Genomic DNA, 20,583 nt, shown 5'->3' with positions numbered 1-20,583 from the left:
AACCCCTGTAGTCACGATCCCAGAAGCGACTAATGGTGTAAATGCCGACGAGCTAAAAGACGGCGTACAAACCGAAGTGACCGTACCAGCAGGCAGTGCGGAAGGGGACAAACTCACCCTGACGATCACCAAACCTGACGGTAGCACTGACACCGTTGAACACACACTGACGGCGGATGAAGTGACTGCGGGTAAAGCCGAAGTGACTATTCCGGCAGATAAAGTGACGGCAGACGGTAACTACTCTGTTACGGCTGAAATTACCGATCCTGCGGGTAATACCAGTGGAAAAGGTCAACCAACCGACTTTACGGTCGACACTCAAATTCCAGGCGACACCGACGGTGACGGCGTGGTAGATACAACCCCTGTAGTCACGATCCCAGAAGCGACTAATGGTGTAAATGCCGACGAGTTAAAAGACGGCGTACAAACCGAAGTGACCGTGCCAGCAGGCAGTGCGGAAGGGGATAAACTCACCCTGACGATCACCAAACCTGACGGTAGCACTGACACCGTTGAACACACACTGACGGCGGATGAAGTGACTGCGGGTAAAGCCGAAGTGACTATTCCGGCAGATAAAGCAACTCCGGATGGCAATTATTCTGTGAAAGCAGAAATTACCGATCCTGCGGGCAACACGAGTGGTGAGAGTAAGGCAACAGACTTTATGGTCGATACAGTTGCACCATCAGCACCAGTATTAAATGCGGAAGATAATGGTTCTGTTTCCGTTGAACTGCCGGGGGATGCAAATAAAGGTGATACCGTAGAAATTACCTTTGAGGATGAAAATGGTGATAAACAGACTGTAACAATGGAGAAAGGGGATAATGGCTGGACATCTAGTGATCCTAATTTGATCCCAGACAGTCAGGGTAATAACACTACTATTCCATCTGATAATGTAAAAGATAACAGTGAAGTGACCGCAGTTGCTAAAGATCCAAGTGGTAATGAAAGTGATCCGGCAACAGCAACATCTAAAACAGATGTGTTACCGACAGTGAGTATCAGTGTTGATACAACATCAACGGATAGCAAAGGGGATAAGATTAGTGCAGATGCCTCTGTTTCCGGTGAAGTAACTGAAGTTCCTGCAACCGTTGAAGACACAGATGGTACTACCGGATTAGTGTATACCGTTGCTTTGGATTCTGTTGCAGCACAAGATGTGACTGTGACAATAACCTTAACAAATGGTGTGGGTCATGCCAGTGCGCCAGATTATTCAACGCTTGCAGGCTCTCAGCACGACGGAAAAATTGTCCTGCATGGTGACACAGGCAAAGTAACGTATGATGGTGCATCAACAGTAACGGTTGTTATTCCTGCTGGCTCTAAGAGTGTTTCATTTATGGTTGATCCAACAATGGAAGCTAACCAAAATGCATTTAATGCCGAGGGTATGGAAAAAGTGGTTGCAACCATTACGGGAACATCTGATAACGCTACAGCCGCAACAGATATAGTAAATAATGCGGGTGCTTCAGCAACGGGTGTTATTTATGATGGTAACCCGATTTCATTACGTAATCTGGATGGTGATTTTACGCTGAAATATTCGTTATCCTCATCTAAAGCGGGAACAAACGATTTTGGATATACCATCGGTGTTAACAGCGGTGATGCTGATCCTATGTTAACAACTGATTATAACGATACAATTTATGTTGGTTATTATCAGGATGGTAGCGAAACTTCATCATACAGCAATGTGGCCAACTCTTCAGATAATGGACCTGATGGTACAAAAACAGATGGTAATCAAAGTATTACAACTGTTGATTTAGGGGCTGGTGATGATCTGATGGTGGTTCGCGGTAATATGTTAGCCAATACCCGAGTCTATGCTGGTGAAGGTAATGATACTTTTACTATGGATGGTATGAATACGGCGTTGCGTGTTATGTATGCTGGCAGTTATCTCTTTATGGAATCTGGTGATGACACCGTTACGATTAAACGTACAGGGGTAACAAATGCTGGCCAAATCTATCTTGGCTCAGGCAGTGATACTTTTACCCAAGGTGATGCTAATTCTCAAAATAATACTGAATTATCTGGTTTATTAGATCTGGGGAGTGGTACTCAAGCTAAGTCAAATCTGCCAAAAGAGTATCTTTCTGTTTATCAGGATGGTGGCAATTTCAGTCTGGGTAATGACAATAATATTGACGCGGTTACGGATGTTAATACTGTCACTATTTATGGTTCTGTATCTGGTGAAATTCTAGGTGGATACGGTAGTGATAATATCACTATCACTAAAAACCTAACTGGTAATGTTTCTGTTGGTGATAATACTGATACCTTAACTGCTGGGTGGATTTATGGTGGTGCTACTGTTTCTATGGGGGACGGCAATGATACTGTTACCGTCACTGAGGGGGCATATAACACAACTATTTCACTAGGGGCAGGAGATGATGTATTTGATTCCACTGGTGCAACTTTAGGTTCAGCTGCGACGACCATTGATGGTGGTGACGGGAATGACACAATCAAAATAGGCACTATTTCAAATGGTAAAATAACCATTGATGCGGGTGCTGGTGATGATATCGTTGTTCTGACAAAAGACTATGATCCTAAACCTATTGGTAATCAGGGTTATATTAATGGTGGAGAAGGTAGTGATACTCTGGTTCTGACAGGGACTATTTCTGTCAATCTGGCGACAGGGAAAGATGAAGGTATTGCTGGCTTCGAGAAAGTTGATATGACTGTTGGCAGTGATCTGAAAGTAGATAATGCATCTCAAACCGTCAAATTAACAGCATCGGATGTATTGGGAATGAATGCAAATTCAACGATTTATATTTCCGGTGATGCTAATGATAAAGTTGATTTAGGGGCTGACGGAGTTAACACCTTAGGGACATTTACCGCTACAGCCACAACAACTAAAGCAACTGCATTAGATGGCACTGAGCATACTTATACGCTTTACAGTAGTGCAAGTGGTGCTAATGTCTATATCGATAATAATATTATTGATAATGGAGGTGTTTTCTAATTATCTGTTTTAATTAAATCTAAGGCTGCTCGTTCGAGCAGCCTTATTATCCAATCATAAATTTCTATATTTAGATTGTATTTTTTATTAGAGGTAATATCTGTGTTTTCTATAAATAAACTCAAAATAATAACGTTTGTTATTTTTGGAGGCGTATTATTTAATTCACATGCGAATTCTTTAAAATATATATTAAATAACTCATTAAATAATGCGCCCGAGTTATTAGAAGCTAAAGCCGATATAGATATAGCGGTTGCAAGAGTTAATCAGGCTAGGGCTCAACATTTTCCCGTAATAAGCGTCACTGGAAATAAATTATTAGGACAATATCATCGTGATGAAAGTGATTATGATAATAATAGTTTTACTCCAGGACTAAGAGGAGAATTAAATCTCTATTCTTTTGGTGGAATAGAAAATGATGTTGAACGTAATGAAAAAGAACAGCTCTATTATCAATTTAAATATAGCGAAACGAAAGAAAATGTCGCTTACACCATATCAGATCTCTATTTAAAAGCATTGTTAGCCAAAGAATCTATTGCGGTAAAGAAAAAAAGCTTAGATAGGCATAATAGAATTATCTCTGAATTAAATGTGATAGCCCGTAATGATGAAGGGCGTATTTCTGAATATGTTCAGGCAGAAGCAAGAAAAATATTAGTAGAGCAAGATATTAACTATTATGAAAAAGAATTAATGACAACGCTGAGTACGTTATCAAAATATACAGGGTTTCCGGTTGGAGAGAGTGATCTTGTCAATCCTTTTGATGGAATGACAGTCAGTGATATGTATAGAGAATTCACTGCGGAAAATAATAATCAAAATCCGGCCTATCTTGTGAGCCAAGCCGATATAGACGCTAAAAAAATGGGCGTTAAAGTTGAAAATAAAAAACAATTACCAAGAATTAATTTAACTGGAAATATGACTAAAGATGATCGTCAGATAGGTATTGATGTGACATGGGATATTATTAATTTTTCATCATTATATTCTGTTGATGAAAAAGTAAGTCAGTTAAATGCGGCTCAACAGAGAATGGATAGGGTTATTCGAGACATTGAAGAAGCAAGACGTTTATCGGTAATTAATATCCAAAAAAGTACTCAAAAATTAAAGATATTAGATGCACAAATTTTATCATCGACAAAAGTAGTCGATTTTTATCAATTACAATTTAATGTTGCACGCCGTTCTTTGTTAGATGTTTTGAATGCAGAAAAAGAGTTATCTGATGTTGAATTATCTTACGCCACAACATTGGGCGATCTCAGACACGGGATGCTTGATTATTTGTATGCACAAGGAACACTTTCTCGCTGGGCACTTAATTCACTCACACACTAATAAATTAAGGTAAATATTGTAGTTATGAAATTGATCATAGAAGGTCTTTCTCTTACAACTCAGTTATTAGGCACACATTTATCCGTGGCTACACTAACTGCGCATACAATCCGTACCGCAAAGATGGGAATTGATTTTTCATCACTGATTGAATATCTGAAGAGTGAAGGATTTGAAAATACATTATCACAACGTTTATTAGATGATATTCCCTCTCTGGCTATGCCAGTATTATTATTATTAAAAAATGAAGAGAGTGCCGTTTTAACAGAAATTTCATTTGATGAAACTGGGCAACGTAAATATAAAATTCAGCAAGTCGATGGTTTATCTGTTTGGTTAACTCAATCAGAATTAAATGAAAAGTATTTAGGTTATTGTTGGTTTATTAAGCCTCGTATCGCAACAGATGTACGTTCAGAATTGCCCGAATATACGATGCCTAAGGCATGGTTTTTTAAAGTTATTTGGCGCTTTAAAAAATATTATTATCAAATTATTCTCGCCACTTTTGTGATTAATTTTCTAGCACTTGTTAGTTCATTATATGTCATGAATGTTTATGACAGAGTGATACCAAATAAGTCATATCAAACTCTCTGGGTTTTAAGTATTGGTGTAATTCTTGCAATATTATTTGAATTTACAGCAAAGATGATCCGAGGACGGTTAACTGATATTGCTGGTAAAAAAGCTGACCTAATTATCAGCTCGGCTTTATTTAGAAAGGTTACCAATCTTAAATTACAGGAAAGACCTATATCATCTGGTTCCTATGTTAATAATTTACGAGATTTCGAATCTGTCCGTGATTTTATGACGAGTGCGAGTTTATTAACATTAGTAGATATGCCTTTTTTAATTTTATTTGTATCTGTAATTGCGCTTGTTGGGGGCAATTTAGCTTTTGTACCACTTACGATAATTCCACTGGTTATTATTGTTGGGCTTTTAGCTCAAATACCTTTATCAAAATATATTAATGAATCGATGAAGGAATCATCTCAAAGACAAGGATTAGCAGTAGAAGCTATTGAAGGTATAGAAACGTTAAAAACGAATAATGCAATGAGTTGGGCACAAAAGCGTTGGGATTATTACACGGCAAAAACAGCTTCTTCATCAATGAAAGTTAAAAATATCAGTAATTTTGTTATTTATTTTGCTGTTATGATGCAACAGTTAAATACGATATTTTTAGTTATTATCGGTACTTATTTAATTCATAGTGATGATCCTGCAAATAAAATTACGATGGGGGCTTTAATTGCAACAGTTATTTTATCCGGTAGAGCATTATCACCATTAGGGCAAATTGCGGGTTTAGCTATACGTTTTCAACAGGCTTGGGTCGCATTAAAAGGTGTAAACGGCATCGTTGAAAGACCTTCAGAACGTGAACCTGATAGGAAATATATTACGTTAAAACAAATGAATGGAAATATAAAATTCCAAAATGTTTCATTTGCTTATAATCAAGATAGTAGCAGTGTAGTGAAAAATTTATCATTTGAAATAAAGCCGGGTGAAAAAGTTGGAATACTTGGGCGTATTGGCAGTGGTAAATCAACGACTTTAAAATTAGCAGCTGGGTTATATCCGACGGAACAAGGGAACATCACACTAGATGATGTCGATATTCGCCAAATAGATCCTCATTATTTGCGTAATCAGGTGTTGTTATTAGAGCAGGAACCAAGGCTATTTTTAGGTAGCTTAAGAGAGAATCTTGATTTAGCTCGTATGGATGGTTTTTCTAGTGATCAAGATTTGATTGTAGCTCTAAAGCGATTTGGTTTAGATAAAGTCATTAAAAAGCATCCAAGAGGCTTAGATATGTCCTTGGGGGAGAATGGGTTAGGTCTTTCTGGTGGGCAAAAACAAATTGTTGCTTTGGCTAGAATGACGATGAGAAATCCAAAAGTTGTCTTACTTGATGAACCAACAACGGGACTTGATCAATATTCAGAAATTCAGGCATTAAATGCCATTTCAGCATGGTGTCGCACAAGAACATTATTAGTTGTTACTCATCGACCTCAGGTTCTGAGTATCGTCAACCGAATAATTGTTGTTGATAACGGTAAAGTTGTGATGGATGGCCATAGAGATGCGGTTTTACAGCAGTTAGCTAAAAATGAAAAAGAAAAACAAATGACTGTTCACTCAAAAGCCAAAATAGATAAGTAAGATTGAGAACGTTGAAATGAATGAATTAAATAAAAAACAAGTGACGCCTCCAAGTCATTCTAAAGAAGCTTTTTCTAATAAGGACTTAGCACTTCTAAATGACTTACATGCAGCACTTCAGCACGAAAAACATCATAAGAGCTTTATGATGATCACAATGTTGCTGATTTTTTTGATTATTTTTGTTATTTGGGCATGGAACAGTAGTCTTGAAGAAGTTACTCGTGGGCAGGGTAGTATTATTCCCAGCAGCCGGGAACAGATCATTCAGACACTGGATGCTGGAATATTAAAAAGCATGGAAGTCAAGGAAGGGGATATTGTTGAAAAAGGACAGGTATTGCTGACTCTGGATGATACCCGTTCCTCGGCTATTTTGAGAGAGAGTGAAGCGAAAGTTGATAATCTTGAAGCCATTCGAGCAAGACTTAAAGCGGAGGCATATTCTACTGAACTAAAATTCCCTGAGGGATTAGCCGCTGATTTAGTGGCGCGTGAAACAACGGTATACAATATACGTAAAGAGGCGCTGGGATCAGGGGTAAATAATTTACAAAAAAGCAAAGCTTTATTAGACAGAGAGATCGCAATAACAAGACCTATTGTTGCACAAGGTGCGATGTCTGCTGTGGAATTGTTGCGAATGGAGCGACAGTCAGCCGATATTCAATCTCAGATAAATGAAAAGAAAAATAAATATCTAACGGAAGCAAGTGCTGAATTAGTTAAAACGGAAGCAGAATTAGCTCAGGCAAGGGAAAATATGGCAGGGCGTGCTGATCCGGTCGAACGAGCATTAATACGGGCTCCATTAAGAGGTATAGTCAAAAATATACGTATTAATACTGTTGGCGGAGTAATTTCAGCAGGGCAGGATATTATGGAAATTGTCCCATTGGAAGACCAACTATTAGTTGAGGCTTATATCAGCCCGAGAGATGTTGCTTATGTCCGTACAGGAATGCCTGCATTAGTCAAACTAACTGCTTATGATTACGCTATTTATGGTGGATTGGAAGGTATTGTTACTTTAGTTAGCCCAGATACATTGCATGATCAAAAGAGACCTAGTGATTTAAAACTCAATCAAGATGAAGCTTTTTATCGTGTGTTAGTCACTACACAGAGTAGTCATCTTACTGACAAAAACGGAAAGGAATTACCTGTCATTCCAGGGATGATTGCTGGTGTGGATATTAAGACGGGTGAAAAAACAGTATTTCAATATTTGATTAAGCCAATAACTAGGATGAAACAAGCATTACAAGAAAGATAATTCTATTTTTAATATTATGCAGTCTTGTTCATATAATAAGGCTGCATTAGAAATAATATTTTAAGAGAACAAGAAAAGTCATAATGCAATAAAGGGATTGTCTCGTTTGAAAAGAGATATTGAAAATTATGAAGAGTAGAAAGCAAAAAACCAGCCCTAAGGCTGGTTTTTCTAAAGATGGTGCCCGAACTCGGAATCGAACCAAGGACACGGGGATTTTCAATCCCCTGCTCTACCGACTGAGCTATTCGGGCTAACGAGGCGCATTAAACCGTATTCAGCGTGATGCGTCAACGTCTTTTTAATAAAAAATGCAAAAATAAGTTTGTTTGCTTTCTTTTTACTCTATTCGAGTTTAAATTTTCATCATAAGCTATTTTTTAGTAAAAAATGCTTAAATAACAATCAGTAAAGATATTCACTTTTTTGCATATCAAAGAGAAAACCTTCTCTTTTTTTGATGATTAAATTTGTTTTTTGCTACTCTACAGATAGAAATTGAGTACAAACAAAAAAACAGATCATTTGTCTCGTTTTCTAACGCTTACAACTAACTTAATGCACCATTTTTTCGGCATTGAGCAATCTTAAGAATATCTTCTGCCAATAATTTTGCTGTAATAATATCATCAGCATGATGATTCACCATTAAACGGCTTAAACAGCCTTCTAAGATGAGCTCCATCTGTTTGGCAACTAACTCGCTATCTTCGATATCAAGCTCGCGTAGTAGCGTTCTAGAGTAATCAAATGAGCTTTGTTTTTGACGTTGGCTTAATTGGTGGATTTGAGAGTGCTCATCAGGATATGCGCTACAAGCAGCAACAAATAAACAACCTGGGAATCGGTTTTTTTCTAAACGCATAGCGAGTTGATCGTAACGTGCCAGTAGTTTTTGTTCGATAGAGAGTTCTTCATCTAACATTACTTGGCGTTGCCAAATATCAATTTGCTGTCCGTGGTGGCGAAGACAATCAAAAATCAATGCATCTCTATCAGGCCAGAAAGGGTGAAGATCAGATTCGTTGATACCCGAATCTTGAAGAAGCTCAGGTAAGGTTGCAGCTAAGCCGTATTGCTCTAATTGGATAAGTACGTGGTCTAATAACGCTTCACGTTGCACGGAAATCTCCTTAAATCACGTTGTCGCGAGAACATCATAATTAGCAGACTTTAGCTAAAAATGAAAGCGAGGAGCGATAAGCTAAAATGAAAATACCCCATCTTGTGACAGGGTATTTTCTTATTTTTTATTTCTTTTAAGTGCTAAGCACTTTTTTGCAATGTTTTAATTTTTTACTTCAAACTACAAAATCATACCGCCGAAGAGGAAACCAAATCCGACAGCTAATACCACACCAATAGTACCTGGGATAAAGAATGGGTGGTTGAAGACTAATTTACCGATACGAGTTGTACCTGTGTCATCCATTTGAACTGCTGCAACCAATGTTGGGTAAGTTGGCAGAATGAACAGACCAGAAACCGCAGAGAAAGAAGCAATTGCAGTTAATGGAGTTACACCTAATGCTAAAGCCATTGGCATTAACGCTTTCGCTGTTGCTGCTTGAGAATATAACAGAGCAGAACAGAAGAAGAAGATAACTGCTAATAACCAAGGATGGCCAGTGATTAAGTCACCCGCAGTCAGTTTGATCCAATCGATGTTACTTGAAACGAAAGTATCACCTAACCATGCAACACCCAGAATACAGATACATGCACTCATACCAGCTTTAAAGGTGCTTGAGTTTAGGATGTTGTCAGTTTTCACTTTACAGAAAACAGTGATTAAGGTTGCAACACTCAGCATGATGATAAGAATGGCGTTAGTGGTGTTCATTAACGGTTCTTTCACGATACCTAAGCTTGGGCTGTTGATAATTGCATAAGTTACAACACAGACAACACCCAGTAAGAACAGCATTACAGATGATTTAGCACCTGATAATGTTTCTCTACGTTCTTGGCTACCACGTAATTCAACCAGACCTTGTTCTAAACGCTCACGATAGACAGCATCATCAGACAGTTTTGAGTTAAATACCCAAGACACGATAAATGACATCAGAATGATAGCAAGGAAAGTTGCTGGTAATAAGATAGACAGCAGAGTGATATAACTTACAGTGTTACCTTCACCCACCATTGCAGGGTTTTCCATGACAGAAGCCATGTAAACAACAGCCGCAGAGATAGGAGATGCAGTAATACCGATTTGAGCTGCAACAACACCGGTTGATAAAGGACGGCAAGGTTTGATGCCTTGTTCTTTTGCAACTTCAGCGATAACTGGCAGTGTTGCTAAAGAGATGTTCCCTGTACCTGCAAATAGAGTTAAGAAATAAGTCACAATAGGCGCAAGAATTGTGATGTATTTTGGATTGCGTCTTAACAGTTTTTCAGTTTGGCCAACAAGATAATCCAAACCACCAGCAACCTGCATCGCAGAGATTGCGGCAATAACAGCCATAATGATGGAGATAACATCAAAAGGGATTGAACCAGGTTTAACACCGATAGCAGCTAAAACTAAAACCCCTAAACCACCGGCAAACCCGATACCAATTCCCCCAAGTCTCGCACCGAGGAAAATGGCCAGCAGAACGATAATCAATTCTACGGCTAACATAGCGTTTACTCCTTGAGATAATTAAAAAAATGAGAAAGATAAGTTAAATTTTTGTTTTTACAATCAAGTAAAAAGGCACGTCCCTTAAAGAGTCCGTGCCTTGTATTTTTAAGAGCTCATTCTTATGTTTAACATGGTTATGTTATGAAACATAATTATTAATCATCAAAGCGTTTTGCTTTGTAAGCCGGGTTTTTTAAGTTCTCAACAGAGAAGATATCATCCAGTTGTTCTTCGGTTAATAAACCACGTTCTAGAACAACTTCACGTACACTCTTACCTGTTTCTGCACAAATCTTACCAACGATGTCGCCGTTATGGTGACCAATGAATGGGTTCAGATAAGTAACGATACCGATTGAGTTAAATACGAAGTGTTCACAGATTTCTTTGTTCGCAGTGATACCATCAACACATTTTTCTACTAAGTTACGGCAAGCGTTGCTTAACAGAGAAATTGATTCGAACATTGCTTGACCAATTGCAGGTTCCATTACGTTTAATTGTAATTGACCAGCTTCAGCTGCCATAGTGACACAAGTGTCATTACCGATAACTTTAAAGCAAGCTTGGTTAACAACTTCTGGAATAACTGGGTTTACTTTAGCTGGCATGATTGAAGAACCTGCTTGTAGTTCTGGAAGATTGATTTCTTTCAGACCTGCACGAGGACCAGAGGACAGTAAACGTAAGTCATTACAGATTTTAGACATTTTCACAGCTAAGCGTTTTAATGCACCGTGAACCATGACATAAGCACCACAGTCAGAAGTTGCTTCAATTAAGTCTTCTGCTGGAACACAAGCTAAACCAGTTACTTCTGCTAATTTTTTAACAGACAGTTCTTGGTAACCAGGCGCTGTATTCAGACCAGTACCGATAGCTGTTGCACCTAAGTTCATTTCTAACAGTAACTCAGCAGTGCGTTTCAGGTTTTTGATTTCTTCTTTCATCAGTACAGAGAAAGCGTGGAATTCTTGACCTAAAGTCATTGGTACAGCATCTTGTAATTGAGTACGACCCATTTTCAGGATGTCTTTGAACTCAACTGCTTTTCTATCAAAACCTGCTTTCAGCAGTTCGATAGATTCTGTTAATTTGATAATAGAGTTATAAACCGCTACACGGAAACCACAAGGATAAGCGTCGTTTGTTGATTGGCTCTTATTGACGTGGTCATTTGGGTTCAGGTATTGGTATTCACCTTTTTGATGGCCCATTAATTCCAGACCGATGTTTGCGATAACTTCATTGGTATTCATATTTAATGAAGTACCTGCACCGCCTTGGAATACATCAACTGGGAATTGATCCATGTGTTTACCTGTTTCTAATACTACGTCACAGGCTTTGATAATCGTATCAGCGATTTCACGAGGAATAGTGTGAAGCTCTTTGTTTGCTAATGCAGCAGCTTTTTTCACCATTACCATACCGCGGATGAATTCTGGAACATCATTGATGGTACGATCACTGATGTAGAAGTTTTCAATTGCACGTAAAGTGTGGACGCCGTAGTAAGCATCAGCAGGAACTTCTCTTTTACCTAACAGGTCTTCTTCGATACGAGTTTTATTTGACATGAGAACCTTCTTATTAAAATTTTAACTGTCTAGTTATGCGCTTGTTAATAAAATATATCGTTAACGGTTAATAATGTAATATAACTTACCGTTTTGCTTGGTACTGACACGATCATATTCGGGTTGTGAACAAATACCTTTAAGCTGGATCACTTTATACGTAAATAACCTCTAAATATTTTCTTTTTGTGATCTATCTCATGGATTTTGCAGTTCTACTTCTCTTTTTAACGCCCCTTGAAAAGGAGTGTTAGGCTTCCCATTATTATGTAGATAAACTAAGAAAAAGCGAGTTTGTAAACCATCACCTTAGATGTAGTTCACACTCCTTTCTATTAATAATATGAATCTTTTTTTATAAAAAGGAGAACCAAGTGCGTTGGCTCCCATTAATTGTTATCTGCCTTCTTATCTATATAGAAGCCGTTATTTTCGTCAATGTGGCATCTTCTATTGGCGTTCTTACAACACTATTCCTTGTGGTGCTGACTTCTTGTGTTGGTGTCTCACTGGTAAAAAATCAGGGCGTAAAAAATATTGCTTCAATGCAACAAAAACTTGCAGTGGGTGAAGTGCCAGCAGCAGAAATGGTGAAAAGCGTTTCATTAATACTGGCAGGTATTTTACTGTTGATCCCAGGCTTTTTTACAGATTTCTTGGGCTTGCTGTTGTTATTACCACCATTGCAAGCACTATTAGTGACGAAACTGATCTCTCGAATTCAAATTTATTCAGCAGGTCATGGTCAAAGTGGATTTTCTTCTAATCAGAATGGATCAACCTTTGAAGGCGAGTTTCAGCGTAAAGAGGATTCTCCGAGTAACCAACTGAATAATAAGACGGAAGATCAGGATAACGACCATTTTTCTGACAAAAAATAATTAGCCCAAAGCATAATCAACTGAAATGGGGAAAATTTGAAAAAAAATCACACTTCTCCCCTTGAAGTTTTACTGGATGCCCCCACCTGTATCGTCATGGTACTGGTTCATCTTGGGCACTGGTATCAACCTTAATCCTGATATGGACTTTTTTATAGGAGCACTATTAATGAAGATTCGTCCATTACATGACCGTGTTATTGTTAAACGTAAAGAAGTCGAAGCTAAATCAGCAGGCGGTATCGTACTGACTGGCACTGCGGCGGGTAAATCAACTCGTGGCGAAATTTTAGCCGTAGGTCAAGGCCGTATTATGGAAAACGGCGACGTTAAACCGCTGGATGTTAAAGTTGGCGATATCGTAATTTTTAACGACGGTTATGGCGTTAAAACAGAAAAAATTGATAACGAAGACGTGCTTATCATGTCTGAAAGCGACATTTTAGCAATTGTAGAAGAATAATTTTTCTCTTTTAAGATCTTCTTAAACTGAACGAATTCAAAGGAAATATACGATGGCAGCTAAAGACGTCAAATTCGGTGTAGATGCTCGTAATAAAATGTTACGTGGTGTTAATGTTCTTGCAGATGCAGTTAAAGTAACTTTAGGTCCTAAAGGTCGTAACGTTGTTTTAGATAAATCTTTCGGCGCACCTGTTATTACTAAAGATGGTGTATCTGTTGCTCGCGAAATTGAACTCGAAGATAAATTCGAGAACATGGGCGCACAGATGGTGAAAGAAGTTGCTTCTAAAGCCAATGATGCGGCAGGTGATGGTACTACAACTGCAACAGTATTAGCACAATCAATCATTGCCGAAGGCTTAAAAGCAGTTGCCGCTGGCATGAACCCTATGGATCTGAAACGCGGTATCGACAAAGCTGTTCTTGCAGCAGTCGAAGAACTGAAAAAACTGTCTGTTCCATGTTCAGATACTAAGGCGATTGCTCAAGTTGGTACAATTTCTGCTAACTCTGATGAAACCGTTGGTACTCTGATCGCGCAAGCGATGGATAAAGTGGGTAAAGAAGGTGTTATCACCGTTGAAGAAGGTACTGGCTTAGAAGACGAGCTAGACGTTGTTGAAGGTATGCAGTTTGACCGTGGTTATCTGTCTCCTTACTTCATCAACAAACCTGAAACGGGTACAGCAGAATTAGAAAACCCATTCATTCTGTTAGTTGATAAAAAAGTTTCTAACATCCGTGAATTACTGCCTGTCTTAGAAGGTGTTGCTAAAGCTAACAAACCTCTGCTTATCATTGCAGAAGACGTTGAAGGTGAAGCACTGGCAACATTAGTTGTGAACAACATGCGTGGTATCGTTAAAGTTGCTGCTGTTAAAGCACCTGGCTTTGGTGATCGTCGTAAAGCAATGTTGCAAGATATCGCAACATTAACTAACGGTGCTGTGATTTCTGAAGAAATCGGCATGGAGTTAGAAAAAGCAACATTAGAAGACTTAGGTCAAGCAAAACGTGTTGTTATCAACAAAGATACAACCACTATTATTGATGGTTTAGGTGATCAAGACGCTATCAGCGGTCGTGTATCTCAAATCCGTCAACAAATCGAAGATGCAACTTCAGATTATGACCGTGAAAAATTACAAGAACGCGTTGCTAAATTAGCTGGCGGTGTTGCAGTAATTAAAGTAGGTGCAGCAACTGAAGTTGAAATGAAAGAAAAACGTGCTCGTGTTGACGATGCTCTGCATGCAACTCGTGCAGCGGTTGAAGAAGGCGTTGTTGCGGGTGGTGGTACTGCGCTGGTTCGTGTTGCTAACGCTCTGCGTGATATGGTTGGTGATAACGAAGAACAAACAGTGGGTATCCGCGTTGCATTACGTGCAATGGAATCTCCAATGCGTCAAATCGTTGCTAACGCAGGTGAAGAGCCATCTGTTGTTGTAAACAACGTGAAAGCGGGTGAAGGTAACTACGGTTATAACGCGGCAACTGATGTTTACGGCGATATGATTGATATGGGTATCTTAGATCCAACTAAAGTTACTCGTTCTGCACTGCAATTTGCAGCATCTATCGCAGGTCTGATGATCACAACAGAAGCAATGATCACAGATTCACCTAAAGATGACAAAATGGATTTAGGTGGCGCTGGCGGTATGGGCGGCATGGGTGGAATGGGCGGCATGATGTAATTCATCAGCTTACCGTTTTACAGAGAAAACCCGAGCTTAGGCTCGGGTTTTTTTATGTCTAAATACGATCGAGATTTGAAAATCACTATTGTAAATTAATACTTAGTGGGCAAAGAATTTCGAAAACTTTCAAAAAAATATTTGATATTTTCTCGTCAAATCCGATATTGGGCACGAATTGTCACTTCTGGAGTTTGGATCAGATCCTGTATATCTTATTATTAGTATACATAATATCCCCTTTTTGGGGGGGTATTTGTTAACATAATTCGCATATCACACCTTTAGTACACAAAATCACCCCTTATAAAGGGTGGTTTCGTTTGAGGTAACACTATGGATTTAATAACCGCTGTTAATACTTTTGAAAAATTCGCTAATCAAGGCAGAAATATTTTTCTCACCAGAGATTTAGAAATACTCTTTCCTGATGAGTCCCAAAAAACACTGCAAAAATCAGTCGATCGATTGGTCTCTGCTAATGTGTTGAAGCGAGCGTCAAAAGGTGTATACATCTATTCGCATGGCTCGTTAGGACCTTATCCTTTGGAGCGCTTAGCCGAAAATATTAGACGAGGCCATTACAACTATGTCAGCCTTGAATCAGCTTTGTCTCAGTATGGTGTTATTTCACAGATTCCCATCGATAGATTAACCATTATGTCAACGGGGCGTTCAGGTGAGTTTAAAACCCCTTGGGGAGTTATTGAAATTACTCATACGAAAAAGAAACCGTTTGAAATCATCAATACAACCATAAAAGGAAGAGGGCCGATGAGGATCGCGACGAAGGAAACGGCTGTTAAAGACTTGATACGGGTTGGTAGAAACACACACCTCATTCAACCAGAGGAACTTTATAATGACTGACCTCGTTGATTTTAACAAATTGGTTGATGATATTGTCATGCAAAAAGGCTATGTCTCCAATAGACCTGTCGTAGAAAAGGAATTGTTTTACTATGACATTATTTTTGCTTTATCTTCGGCAGGTCTTTTAAAGAGTCTTACATTTCAAGGTGGTACATCACTCAGGCTTTGCTATAACTCAAACAGGTTTAGTGAAGATCTGGATTTTGCTGGTGGTCGTGACTTTTGTTCAGAGCAGATGCTTGAAATTAAAGGCTGCATTGAAAAGTATGTTGGTGAACGTTATGGATTAGAGGTCGTTGTTAAAGAACCTAAAGAATTGAGAAAGGAGCCGGAATACGCTGATGTTAAAGTTGATAAATGGCAAATTTCAGTGACGACCAATCAGGATAAAAATGATTTGCCGAAACAGAAAATCAAAATAGAAATAGCCAATATCCCAGCGTACACACAAAGTATAAAAACACTTGTTTCAAACTATGAGCAGCTCCCAAGTGGATACTCTGATCTCATTATTCGCGTGGAAGAACTCACAGAAATTATGGCTGATAAATTGGTATCTTTCCCAGCAACGACAAGTCATATTCGATATCGAGATATGTGGGATTTGGTATGGTTACATCAGCAAGGTGCAAAACCTGACGCTGAATTGGTCATGAAAAAGATTGCTGATTATAAACTGAATGATGAATTTGAAGGGGTGTTACAGGAAAGGATTGGCTCTTTACCCATACTGGTGAAAAGTGCCAGATTTGAAGGTGAAATGAAACGCTTTTTACCCGTATCCGTAGTAGAGAGAACCATCAATCAGCCGGATTTTCTGATATTTCTACAATCAACCCTTCACGAATTGCTGATTACTATCCAAACAGATATCTATGGTAGCAAAGATCCGAAATCAGAGAAAAAATTTGAAATGTAGATAACAATTTAAGCCCAGATCTAGATAATGAAGTGACCCTAATGACTAAGGTCACTTCGTAGACTCGGGTCTTTTTATGCCGTTTTATTTCAGAATTATCAGATAATTCATTTTATATATAATTAGAAACAACTTATTTCTTTACAATTAGGCAACAGATCGTTTTTACTGCACCGCTTAAAAAATATTAAATAAATTGGGGGGCTCACCATGTCTGTCGTCGCAATTGTACTTATCTTTCTTTTTGCCGTGATTGTGAGTGTGTTTATCTCACGATTACTGTCAGAAAAAATTCCTTTGCCATTAATCCAAATTGCGGTTGGCGCATGTTTGTCGATCTTTGGCTTTGAAGTGGCGTTTGATCCACATCTTTTCTTGTTCCTCTTTATTCCTCCATTGCTGTTTTTAGATGGTTGGCGTATTCCCAAAGAGGCGTTGTTCCAAGAGATTAAACCGATTATGTCGTTAGCGATCGGTTTAGTTGTTGTTACCGTAATTGGGATGGGCTTTTTTATTCATTGGCTTATTCCTTCTATTTCGCTTGCGATTGCTTTTGCATTAGCCGCGATTTTATCGCCAACCGATCCTGTTTCTGTGTCTGCAATGACAGTCAATTCGCCACTTCCTTCACGTATGACACATATTTTAGAAGGCGAGTCGTTGCTTAATGACGCTACAGGCTTAGTCTGTTTTAGCTTTGCGGTCGGAGCAGCATTAACAGGTTCTTTTTCTATTGCTTCAGCAACGGGGCAATTTTTATTAGTTGCTTTAGGTGGTGCTGCGATTGGTTTGATTGTGGCTGGCGTGATTGGGCGATTAAATCAGTTTTTGGTTAAACGTACTGGTGAAGATCCAGCTATCCAAATCTTGATCAGCTTATTGATGCCGTTTATTGCTTATTTATTAGCGGAGCATTTCCATGTATCTGGGATCTTAGCAGCGGTTGTTGCTGGTATTGCAATGCACTACGAAAAAATCGTGGGTCGTATGCAAGCAGCGACACGTATGCAAAGTAAAGCGGTTTGGGATACGGTTCAGGTTGCACTTAATGGCATGATTTTTATTCTATTAGGCGAACAACTTCCTGCAATGTGGAAAATTTTACCTGAAGTGACGCAATCGGCGGGTGCAACTAATCCTTGGGCAGTTGTAGGTTATATTATCGTTATTACAATCGGACTTGCTGTACTGCGTTTTTCGTGGGTATGGGTATCGATGTCGCTGACGGTATTCCGTTCTCCTAATAAACGTTTATCTCGTCATGATCTGCGCTTAATGGCGATTATGGCAACAGCGGGTGTTAGAGGTGCGATTACACTAGCAGGTATCTTAACCCTTCCTTTATTAATGACAGATGGTTCACCTTTCCCAACACGAGATCTCGCCATCTTTATTTCCATGGGCGTTATTCTCTGTTCATTATTGATAGCCACAATTGCATTGCCGATTTTAACTAAAGGGCTATCAGAAGATTTACCTTATGAAAATGATGAAATTCGTACGCGTTTGGCGTTAAACGAAGCGGCGATTGCGCATATTAATGAGCTAATGAACCAACCTTGTGAAGATCTTGATGAGATGTCACTACGCAATGAGGCAGGTTCACATTTATTAGAAATTTATAGCCGTCGTCTTGATAGTGAAGACAGTGTGCAAGAAGGGGCGCTTGATCTGAAACGCTTGTTTAGCATGGAGCGTCAGTTGTCTCGCAGTGCATTAAAAATAGAGCGCGATACATTACAGCAGTTACGTAAATCACGTCATATTAGCGAACATATTTTTCATCGTTTACGCCATGAATTAGATTTAAAAGAAGAAGCGTTGAATCATCATTTGAGCTAATTTGTTCAATATTATCTTCAGATAGCGGTTTGCTGTCTGAAGATTTTTAAAAAAATGAACTAATTGTGTGTTCATTCTCGCACTGTGTAGGCTGAAAATAGGTCAGATCGTTTTAAAAGCATAAAAGCGGTGTAGAATAGGGGCATTATTGCTTTGTCTATCTCAAAGCTGAATTTGTACGTTAAAATAAGTTTGAAGCGAAAATAATATCTTAAGGCTATTGGCTAATGTGAGATAGTGATGATGATTTATTTTTGCGCATAAGAGAGATGACAAGGTATATTGTTGTCATTACTAAACGGACACTCAAATAAATGAGGGGATCATGCGAATTAAATTGTTATTGGGAGCTGCTGCTGCGTTGTTACTAGCAGGCTGTTCTGCAACAAACACATTAAGCACTGCGGGCTCACAGGTACAAATCACTGATACGCAACCAGGCAGTGAATGCCAATTATTAGGAACAGTGACTGGTGTTCAAAATAACTGGTTATCAGGTTCCCGTACTGAAAGCCAATCACTGCGAGGTGCTGCTAACGATCTACGTAATAAAGCAGCCGCAATGGGTGGTAACGTTATTTTTAACGTTGGTACTGGCGCAGGTAGCTTTGTTGATAGCTTTGCACCATTAGATAGCAAAATGAGTGGACAAGTTTACAAATGCCAATAAGGGCATTTTATTTATTCACTATTTATTAGTCTGCTAATAGATAAAAAGCTGTAGTCACTTCATCTATTTGAATTGAGCTACAGCTTTTTTGTTTTTGTGATATGGATTATTGCTGGCGTAATCCAAGATCTAACAACGTTTTACTAGGTTCACCACCAATTTCACGCGTGAGTTTAGGTACCATATAACCTGAAACTAAGCTCATTAGTGCTTTCATGATCTCTCTTGCTTCACTGTCTGGCACCATAAAGTGAGCAGCACCTTGCACTTTATCTAGAACATGTAAGTAATACGGCATAACGCCGGCATCAAATAGTGTGCGACTTAAATCCGCAAGGACTTCAGCACTGTCATTGATACCTCGTAATAACACACCTTGATTCAATAAAGTGACGTTGGCATTTTTTAGCTTTGAACAAGCTTCTCTCAATGCGTCATCAATCTCATTGGCGTGATTGATGTGCAATACCATGATATTTTGCAAGCGTGATTGTTGCAGGCGTTTGCATAGCGTATCCGTAATACGTGCAGGGATAACCACAGGTAAGCGAGAGTGGATACGTAAGCGCCTAAGATGAGGAATAGCCTCTAATTGTGTTATCAACCAATCAAGCTCATCATCTTTCGCCATAAGGGGATCTCCCCCTGAGAAGATGATTTCATCGAGTTTTGAGTTATTTTTGATATACTCAATTGCTTTTTGCCAATTCGCTTTGTTTCCTTTGTTATCTTCGTAAGGAAAATGACGACGAAAACAGTAGCGGCAATTGACAGCGCAACCACCTTTGACCAGAAGCAATGCACGATTCTGATATTTATGTAATAAACCTGGCACCGCATTTTGTTGCTCATCTAACGGATCCGTAGAAAATCCTGGTGTTATGGTAAATTCAGCATTTGCAGTTAATACTTGTAAAAGTAATGGATCGTTAGGATCGCCTTTTTTCATGCGTGCAACGAATTCACGGGGAACCCGTAGCGGAAAAAGCCGTCGCGCCTGAGCCCCTTTTTGGAGATCAGCGTGATGTTCCAACGCTAAAAGTTGGAGTAATTCAACAGGATCACTGATTGCCTGCGCGAGTTGTGTTAACCAGACTTCTCTGGTGGGGTGATTATGAGTTACAATGTGTGCCATTTTTTGGCTATGCCATTTTAAATTAAAAAAGTTAGAGGATAT

The 20,583-nt window shown here is 38.9% G+C and carries 15 protein-coding genes and 1 tRNA gene; 11 read left to right on the top strand and 5 right to left on the bottom strand.

The features are described 5' to 3' along the window. The 4 genes from ACNART_RS12085 to ACNART_RS12070 all read left to right on the top strand — a co-directional run. Positions 1-3,022 (top strand): Ig-like domain-containing protein (locus ACNART_RS12085; protein ID WP_416303607.1); only part of this gene is annotated, 3,022 nt, incomplete at its 5' end. Positions 3,023-3,124: 102 nt separating this feature from the next. After that, positions 3,125-4,378, top strand: coding sequence for a TolC family protein (locus tag ACNART_RS12080; protein WP_198621027.1), 1,254 nt, complete (start codon positions 3,125-3,127; stop codon positions 4,376-4,378). Positions 4,379-4,402: 24 nt separating this feature from the next. Continuing rightward, complete coding sequence (locus ACNART_RS12075) at positions 4,403-6,568, top strand: type I secretion system permease/ATPase (RefSeq protein WP_198621028.1); 2,166 nt, start codon at positions 4,403-4,405, stop codon at positions 6,566-6,568. 16 nt (positions 6,569-6,584) lie between these two features. After that, entirely contained in the window at positions 6,585-7,844 is a 1,260-nt protein-coding gene (locus ACNART_RS12070; protein ID WP_198621029.1) for an HlyD family type I secretion periplasmic adaptor subunit, read from the top strand. 178 nt (positions 7,845-8,022) lie between these two features. Here ACNART_RS12070 and ACNART_RS12065 read toward each other — a convergent pair. The 4 genes from ACNART_RS12065 to aspA form a co-directional block, all read right to left on the bottom strand. Then, positions 8,023-8,098: transfer RNA gene (locus ACNART_RS12065), tRNA-Phe, on the bottom strand. A gap of 296 nt (positions 8,099-8,394) precedes the next feature. After that, positions 8,395-8,967: a division control transcriptional repressor DicD gene (dicD, locus tag ACNART_RS12060; RefSeq protein ID WP_109374260.1), complete on the bottom strand. Its 573-nt coding sequence runs from the start codon at positions 8,965-8,967 to the stop codon at positions 8,395-8,397. A gap of 183 nt (positions 8,968-9,150) precedes the next feature. Further along, positions 9,151-10,476, bottom strand: a complete 1,326-nt coding sequence (locus tag ACNART_RS12055; protein WP_198621030.1) for an anaerobic C4-dicarboxylate transporter — start codon at positions 10,474-10,476, stop codon at positions 9,151-9,153. 158 nt (positions 10,477-10,634) lie between these two features. After that, complete coding sequence (gene aspA, locus ACNART_RS12050; RefSeq protein WP_109374261.1) at positions 10,635-12,059, bottom strand: aspartate ammonia-lyase; 1,425 nt, start codon at positions 12,057-12,059, stop codon at positions 10,635-10,637. Between the two features lie 374 nt (positions 12,060-12,433). Here aspA and ACNART_RS12045 point away from each other — a divergent pair, with 374 nt between their 5' ends. From ACNART_RS12045 to ACNART_RS12015, 7 genes are all read left to right on the top strand, one after another. Continuing rightward, positions 12,434-12,940, top strand: a complete 507-nt coding sequence (locus ACNART_RS12045) for an FxsA family protein (RefSeq protein ID WP_198621031.1) — start codon at positions 12,434-12,436, stop codon at positions 12,938-12,940. 169 nt (positions 12,941-13,109) lie between these two features. Further along, positions 13,110-13,403 (top strand): co-chaperone GroES, encoded by a 294-nt coding sequence (locus ACNART_RS12040; protein WP_036914050.1) that lies wholly within the window; start codon positions 13,110-13,112, stop codon positions 13,401-13,403. A 52-nt stretch (positions 13,404-13,455) separates the two neighbouring features. Next, entirely contained in the window at positions 13,456-15,102 is a 1,647-nt protein-coding gene (gene groL, locus ACNART_RS12035; RefSeq protein WP_198621032.1) for a chaperonin GroEL, read from the top strand. A 336-nt stretch (positions 15,103-15,438) separates the two neighbouring features. Beyond that, a complete protein-coding gene (abiEi, locus tag ACNART_RS12030) occupies positions 15,439-15,972 on the top strand; it encodes a type IV toxin-antitoxin system AbiEi family antitoxin (protein WP_198621033.1) in 534 nt (177 codons plus the stop codon). Continuing rightward, the gene (locus tag ACNART_RS12025; protein WP_368927964.1) at positions 15,965-16,894 is read left to right on the top strand and encodes a nucleotidyl transferase AbiEii/AbiGii toxin family protein; all 930 of its coding nucleotides are present in this window, start codon (positions 15,965-15,967) and stop codon (positions 16,892-16,894) included. Before abiEi ends, ACNART_RS12025 begins: the two co-directional genes overlap by 8 nt. A gap of 210 nt (positions 16,895-17,104) precedes the next feature. Then, positions 17,105-18,736, top strand: a complete 1,632-nt coding sequence (locus ACNART_RS12020; RefSeq protein WP_368927965.1) for a Na+/H+ antiporter — start codon at positions 17,105-17,107, stop codon at positions 18,734-18,736. A gap of 325 nt (positions 18,737-19,061) precedes the next feature. Then, the gene (locus ACNART_RS12015; RefSeq protein ID WP_023582946.1) at positions 19,062-19,406 is read left to right on the top strand and encodes a DUF4156 domain-containing protein; all 345 of its coding nucleotides are present in this window, start codon (positions 19,062-19,064) and stop codon (positions 19,404-19,406) included. 106 nt (positions 19,407-19,512) lie between these two features. Here ACNART_RS12015 and epmB read toward each other — a convergent pair whose 3' ends face one another. Next, complete coding sequence (epmB, locus tag ACNART_RS12010) at positions 19,513-20,541, bottom strand: EF-P beta-lysylation protein EpmB (RefSeq protein ID WP_311747293.1); 1,029 nt, start codon at positions 20,539-20,541, stop codon at positions 19,513-19,515. Positions 20,542-20,583 lie beyond the last annotated feature (42 nt).

The organism is Proteus sp. LHD240705, assembly GCF_047921555.1.
Lineage (GTDB): Bacteria > Pseudomonadota > Gammaproteobacteria > Enterobacterales > Enterobacteriaceae > Proteus.
The sequence above is the reverse complement of the archived record's forward strand: the minus strand, read 5'-3'. Positions and strand labels throughout refer to the sequence as shown.

Excerpts from the sequence above, each read along its gene's own strand:
- epmB (WP_311747293.1), bottom strand. The coding sequence starts at position 20,541 with ATGGCACACATTGTAACTCATAATCACCCCACCAGAGAAGTCTGGTTA.
- groL (WP_198621032.1), top strand. The coding sequence starts at position 13,456 with ATGGCAGCTAAAGACGTCAAATTCGGTGTAGATGCTCGTAATAAAATG.
- ACNART_RS12040 (WP_036914050.1), top strand. The coding sequence starts at position 13,110 with ATGAAGATTCGTCCATTACATGACCGTGTTATTGTTAAACGTAAAGAA.
- ACNART_RS12075 (WP_198621028.1), top strand. The coding sequence starts at position 4,403 with ATGAAATTGATCATAGAAGGTCTTTCTCTTACAACTCAGTTATTAGGC.
- aspA (WP_109374261.1), bottom strand. The coding sequence starts at position 12,059 with ATGTCAAATAAAACTCGTATCGAAGAAGACCTGTTAGGTAAAAGAGAA.
- ACNART_RS12015 (WP_023582946.1), top strand. The coding sequence starts at position 19,062 with ATGCGAATTAAATTGTTATTGGGAGCTGCTGCTGCGTTGTTACTAGCA.
- ACNART_RS12025 (WP_368927964.1), top strand. The coding sequence starts at position 15,965 with ATGACTGACCTCGTTGATTTTAACAAATTGGTTGATGATATTGTCATG.
- ACNART_RS12070 (WP_198621029.1), top strand. The coding sequence starts at position 6,585 with ATGAATGAATTAAATAAAAAACAAGTGACGCCTCCAAGTCATTCTAAA.
- abiEi (WP_198621033.1), top strand. The coding sequence starts at position 15,439 with ATGGATTTAATAACCGCTGTTAATACTTTTGAAAAATTCGCTAATCAA.
- ACNART_RS12055 (WP_198621030.1), bottom strand. The coding sequence starts at position 10,476 with ATGTTAGCCGTAGAATTGATTATCGTTCTGCTGGCCATTTTCCTCGGT.
- ACNART_RS12020 (WP_368927965.1), top strand. The coding sequence starts at position 17,105 with ATGTCTGTCGTCGCAATTGTACTTATCTTTCTTTTTGCCGTGATTGTG.